This window comes from Actinomycetes bacterium (assembly GCA_022599915.1).
Taxonomy (GTDB): domain Bacteria; phylum Actinomycetota; class Actinomycetes; order S36-B12.
The window spans coordinates 1-5,662 of the sequence record JAHZLH010000067.1 but is presented as its reverse complement, the minus strand read 5'-3'; the positions used below and the strand labels follow the sequence as shown (position 1 = coordinate 5,662).

The following is a 5,662-nucleotide window of genomic DNA, read 5'->3' as shown; positions in this document are numbered from 1 at the left end:
GCGGCAGCACCAGCTACCCATTCCGGATGTAGTTCGGCAAGCCGAGCGCTGGCCAGACCACCGGTCGATTCTCCCCACACGTAAACCCGAGTCGGATCGGCGACGTTCTCGACAAAGTAGTCGTGCAACTCTTCGGCAGCCACAATCTGGGAACGGACACTCCAGCCCAACCGGCCGGTCGATGCGCCAGCGAGAGCGTAGCCAGCTTGCAGCAACACATCAGCGACATTGCGCTCGGTGGCACCCCACCCTGCGGCTGGCTGCGGCCCCTCGGTTGCCACCGACGTGGCCGAACCGTTGCTATCAGCAGGCGCCTGCTTTGCCGCGCCCTTGCGTCCCGACTCCTCCGGCATCCGCATCCCATGCGAAAAGAGCGCCAACGATCCGTTCCAGGTCTCCGGCATCAGAATTTCGAAATCCGCACCACTGGGTAGTCGACCGGTGCAGTCCGCCTCCGAACATGGGACGAAAACAACGTCGGCAGAATCTTCCGCAACCGGGTCCGCCCCACAGCCGGCAAGCAGCAACGCAGCAACAACTGCTAGTGCAGAGCCAATTTGCGACACATCGTGAAGGATGACATAGCCACCGGGCCAGAAAACCGCGCGGCGCGAATCTGTGATCGTATGGTGACGAACATGTCGGCCGCACCCGTCTGCCGAGCCGGCCGTCCTAGCCCGTTAGTGGGCCGCCTCATCCCAGTTGGTACCGAGACCAGTACTCACCGATAACGGTACGGACAGCGATACGGCGTTGGCCATACTGTCGGTAACCAACGCAATCACTTCGTCCCGCTCCGGTGCCGCGACCTCGAGAACTAATTCGTCGTGCACCTGCAGCAACATGCGACTGCGTAGCTGCCGCTGCCGCAACTGCTCCGCTACCCGCAACATTGCGACCTTGATGATGTCTGCAGCTGAGCCCTGGATAGGAGCGTTGAGGGCCATCCGCTCGGCCATTTCCCGCCGCTGCCGATTATCACTGGTCAAATCCGGAAGATATCGCCGTCGCCCCAAGATGGTCTCGGTGTAACCGGTAACGCGAGCCTGCTCGACAACCTCAGCCAGAAAGTCCCGAATCCCACCAAATCGATCGAAATAGTCCGACATGAGTTCCTTGGCTTCGGCCGCACCGACCCCCAACTGCATGGATAGGCCGTAGGCGGACAAGCCGTACGCCAATCCATAGGACATAGCCTTGATCCGTCGCCGCAGTTCCGCATCCACTTGATCTGGGGCGCGGTCGAATACTCGGGCGGCCATGGTCGTGTGCAGATCCTCACCAGAGCGGAAGGCCTCGATCAATCCCTCATCACGGGACATATGAGCCATGATCCGCATCTCGATCTGGGCGTAATCGGCGGTGAGTAGATCATGGAACTCTGACCCCACCACGAAACCCGCGCGAATTCGCCGGCCAGCGTCGGTTCGGATGGGGATGTTCTGCAGATTCGGATCCTGACTGGAGAGCCGACCAGTGGCAGCCACGGTCTGGTTGAAGGTGGTGTGGATCCGCGAGCCGGAATCCGCGAGCGGGATCAAGCCAGCCACGGTCTGCTTCAACCGACTGACATCCCGCCAGCGCAGCAGACAGGCCAACAGCGGATCCTCGGTTTTGGCGAACAGTGTCTGCAACGCCTCCGCATCGGTGGTGTAGCCAGTCTTGATCTTCTTGGTCTTCGGCAGCCCCCGCTCCACGAATAGGATTTCCTGCAATTGTTTGGGACTGCCGAGGTTGAACTCCCGCCCGGCGAGTTCGTGCGCCTCAGCTTCGGCGGCCCGCACCTGATCGGCGAACTCCGCTTCTAGTGAGCGCAACCGATCCAGATCGACGGCGATTCCTACTTCCTCCATCGCTGCCAGCACCGCAGCCAATGGTTGCTCGACGTCGGTCAGCAGCGTCAGCCCATCCCGATCCGCCAATCGATCGTGCAACTCGTTGGCGAGATCTCGCACCGCCTGAGCGGCAATCCCCAACCGATCTGCCTCTTCGTTGTCAGCACCCGGTGTGGCCAGCGCCAACTGTTGTTGTTGGGAGTCCGGTGTTGCCAGTTCGCGGCCCAAGAACCGAGCCACCAGATCGCCAAGATCAAAAGACCGCTGACCCGGCAAAGCCAAATAGGCCGCTAGTGCGGTATCCACCCGCAAACCCGCCAATGTCCAGCCACGGGCCGCCAAGGCCAGCATCGGCCCCTTGGCGTCGTGGCAATACTTTCCGCGGTCCGGATCAGCCAACCAGCTCTGCAATGCTGCTAGATCGGCAGCTGAGGCTGTCGTTAGATCAATCCAACCCACCGCATCTGCTCCAGCCAACGCCACCGAATGCAGATCACCAGTACCCCGGCCCCAACTGCCGGCAAACGCCACCGCGGTCGGGTCGTGGGCATGTTTCCCGAGCCAGTTCGCGACGTCATCGGCGGCTAGTTGGGTCACGTCAACATCGATCGCTTCGCCGGAAGAGCCGACATCTTCACCGAGCGTCTCGAAAAGTCGATCGCGCAGAACCCGAAACTGCAGCGCGTCGAAGACTTGATGTACCCGATCCCGATCGATGGGTTCCCGCTGCAGTTGGGTCAACCCGACCGGAAGCTCTAAGTCTCGCAGCAGACCATTGAGCTCACGGTTGAGCAAGACTTGAGCGAGGTGCTCGCGCAGCGCCTCGCCCTTCTTCCCCGGAATCTCGTCCGCATGGTCCACCAGTTCATCGAGTGAGCCGTATTGCCCCAACCACTTGGAGGCGAAGCCTGGACCCACGCCGGGGACACCGGGCAGATTGTCGGAAGTCTCGCCGACGAGTGCCGCGAGGTCTCGATAGCGATTCGGCGGAACCTTGTACTTCGTGGTGACCGCCTCCGGAGTCATCCGGGCTAGGTCGGACACCCCCTTGCGCGGGTAGAGCACTGTCACATTTTCATCCACGAGCTGCAACACATCACGATCACCAGAGAGCACCAGCACCTCCATGCCAGCGGCCTCGGCCTCGGTAGCCAGCGTGGCGATGATGTCATCGGCTTCATAGCCCGGCATGCGCACGCTGGTAATGGCGAGCGAGTCGAGGACGTCGGTGATCAAGTCCACCTGCGGCGAAAATTCCGGGGGTGATGCCGACCGCGTCGCCTTGTACTCGGGATAACGTTCCGAGCGGAAAGTCTGTCGGGAGACGTCGAAGGCCACCGCGACATGGGTGGGCTGCTCATCGCGCAACGTGTTGATCAGCATGGCCGTGAAACCGTAGACCGCGTTGGTGGGCTGACCGGTGGTCGTGGCGAAATTCTCAACAGGTAGCGCGTAAAAGGCGCGATAGGCCAACGAGTGGCCATCCAACAGCAGCAAGCGAGGAGACTCAGACATCAACCTGAGCCTATGCACCACCGCCGACAACGTTGCCAGCGGGCTGCACTAGTGCACCGGCTGGCCGTAACCATCCAACCCGATAGGGTGATGCCGGAGGCAAAGCATGGGCTTAGATTCGGGTTTCGATGGCGCCGCTTTCATCACTGGCGTGAATCAAAACATGGGGGAACTGGCCACCACCATGGGGGTCGCTCTGACGGAAGCCAGCCCGCAACGGCTGGTCGCCACCATGCCAGTTCCGGGTAATCGGCAGCCCTACGGGTTGCTGCACGGCGGAGCCAACGCAGTTCTGGCGGAAACTATCGGATCTATACATTGCGCGCTGCTTGCACCCGACGGAACTTTTCCGGTGGGCATCGAACTATCGTGTAGCCATCACCGGTCAGCCCGTGATGGCACGGTCACGGCTGTCTGCGAACCGATCAGCTCCGGCAAGACGCTAGCGACCATGTCGATCACCATCACCGACGACGATGAGCAGTTGTGCTGCACGGCACGACTGACTTGCCTCTTCCGCCCAGCCAACTAGTCCGGTAGCGCCTCAGGGTTCTTCAATGCTTGTTCAGCACTTCCACTTCTTGCCCCAGGCGTAGCAGGCCAGTTGCACTGCCCGGTCGTCGCGGAGTTCAATCAGACCACCCGGGACCGGGCCAGGTAGATACTTACTGTCCATGCCCAAGTAATGGGTCAGCCGATCAGGTGCACCCTTGCCCATTCGCATGACAAGGGTTTCGCCCGGATCAACGTAGACGCCCGGCTGGAACTCATAGGTCTCGTTGCGGACTTCAGCCACCAAGTAGGTCATATCCACTCGCTGACCGCTGACGTTCGTAAAACTCACGGTCTCATCGTTCGGCCCATCAGGATTTCCTGGTGGATTGTGGACGATGGCGACGTTGAATGCGCCCTGGGCCGGATGACCACAGTCGACTCGGCACGGATAGAAACTCCAGACCCGAGCATCGCCATCTGGATCCATCAGCAAGACCCCAATGCCCTGATAGCGGGAGTTCCCGGGTACCGGAAGCCGGATCTCCTTACCGCCCCAGTACAGATCGGTCGCAGTATTGGTGCCGTTTCCCATGTGCAGTTTGATGTTGCTGCCGGGCGTGATGGTAGTCCCACCGGGGAAATAGAACCGCTGGCGACCTGTCAAGACGTACCAACCTGACAGGTCAACAGTTGCAGCACTGTTGTTGACGATCCGGACGAACTTGCCGTTCAAATTCGTCCGATCGTTGCCGGAAGCGTTGTAGTGGACGACCAAGTCGAGTGCCGCCTCTTGCATAGGTCCTGGCTTGCAAGCGTCAGCGTCAAACATCCCTACGCCACGTGCGGCGGCCTCCTGAGCTCGTTGGGAATAAAGCGCCTGACCCATGGTTTCTTGGCTGAAGTTGTAGGGCAGTGCCAAGCCGCGAGCGATCATTTGCTCTTGCAGGTCGACACCCTTCTTCGTGAAGACGAACCGTTGCAGCCGATTGCGACCACTGTTCTTGTTGACCTTTTGTGCATTGGTTGCCGACCGAAGGATGACCTGTCGCGAACTGAGTTTCTTCAGCGTGCGAGTTGCAGATTCGTAGTGGCAATCGCCTTTTTCGAAGGTGTTCATACCGGCATTGCGGACAACCACAGGTCCACGATTGTCGCCTTTGATGTCGACCCGCATCGTGTCGCCATCAATTACTTTCAGCAGTTTGGCCTGGGACTGCAGCACCTTCTGTCCATTGAAGGTGACCCGCTTGACCCCCGGCGAAGGTCCGGAACCGCCACTGGTGCCGCCCTGCGCGGGAACGGTGGCAGCCAGCGACAGGCCAACGGCTGACGCAAAGAGCACTGCTCCGACACGTTTGAGAGACATTCGACACCCGCCTTACAGCCTGATTTACCTTTCAATAGGAGGATCGGCCAAGTCCAGCAACTACCTGAGCCGCTACGACAAAAAGTTTTCACAACTTCGAAATGGCCGGTATCCGGATGTGAAGGCGCCAGCAAGCCCAGCCACCCGGCGCTTGATCTAGCTGGCGGGCGCCCTGAAGGTTACCTATCAGCTAGCGTTTGAGCCACCACGGCAAGATTCGGTGGTTCCCGATCCGGGCCACGACCCCACAGCAACTGCGCAGCCGCCCAGATCGCCGCCACTCGTTCCCCAGCAACCTGCAACTGCTCACCCACCAGTCTGGCACTGGCGTCACCGCAGGTGTAGCCATCCCGATCCTGCTCAACGATCAACGGCGGCCGATTCAGACCGGCTAGATCGGCCATCAGGTAGTTGGGTCGCTGTTCTTCCGGGGCTCGCCACAGGTCCAGCG

5 protein-coding genes are annotated in these 5,662 nt (G+C 60.4%); 1 reads left to right on the top strand and 4 read right to left on the bottom strand.

Annotation, left to right across the window (positions count from 1 at the left end; all coding sequences use genetic code 11):
* Nucleotides 1-566, bottom strand: a 566-nt coding sequence (locus K0U62_10975) for a lysophospholipase (protein MCH9802034.1), incomplete at its 3' end; no start/stop codon positions are given.
* Nucleotides 567-680: 114 nt separating this feature from the next.
* Entirely contained in the window at nucleotides 681-3,350 is a 2,670-nt protein-coding gene (gene polA / locus K0U62_10970; protein ID MCH9802033.1) for a DNA polymerase I, read from the bottom strand.
* A gap of 106 nt (nucleotides 3,351-3,456) precedes the next feature.
* Here polA and K0U62_10965 point away from each other — a divergent pair, with 106 nt between their 5' ends.
* Nucleotides 3,457-3,882 carry a PaaI family thioesterase gene (locus K0U62_10965; GenBank protein ID MCH9802032.1) on the top strand — a complete coding sequence of 142 codons (426 nt, stop codon included), beginning with the start codon at nucleotides 3,457-3,459 and terminating at the stop codon, nucleotides 3,880-3,882.
* 33 nt (nucleotides 3,883-3,915) lie between these two features.
* Here the strand turns inward: K0U62_10965 and K0U62_10960 are convergent, their stop codons facing one another.
* Nucleotides 3,916-5,211, bottom strand: coding sequence for a lamin tail domain-containing protein (locus tag K0U62_10960; protein ID MCH9802031.1), 1,296 nt, complete (start codon nucleotides 5,209-5,211; stop codon nucleotides 3,916-3,918).
* 179 nt (nucleotides 5,212-5,390) lie between these two features.
* Nucleotides 5,391-5,662 (bottom strand): hypothetical protein (locus K0U62_10955; GenBank protein MCH9802030.1); only part of this gene is annotated, 272 nt, incomplete at its 5' end.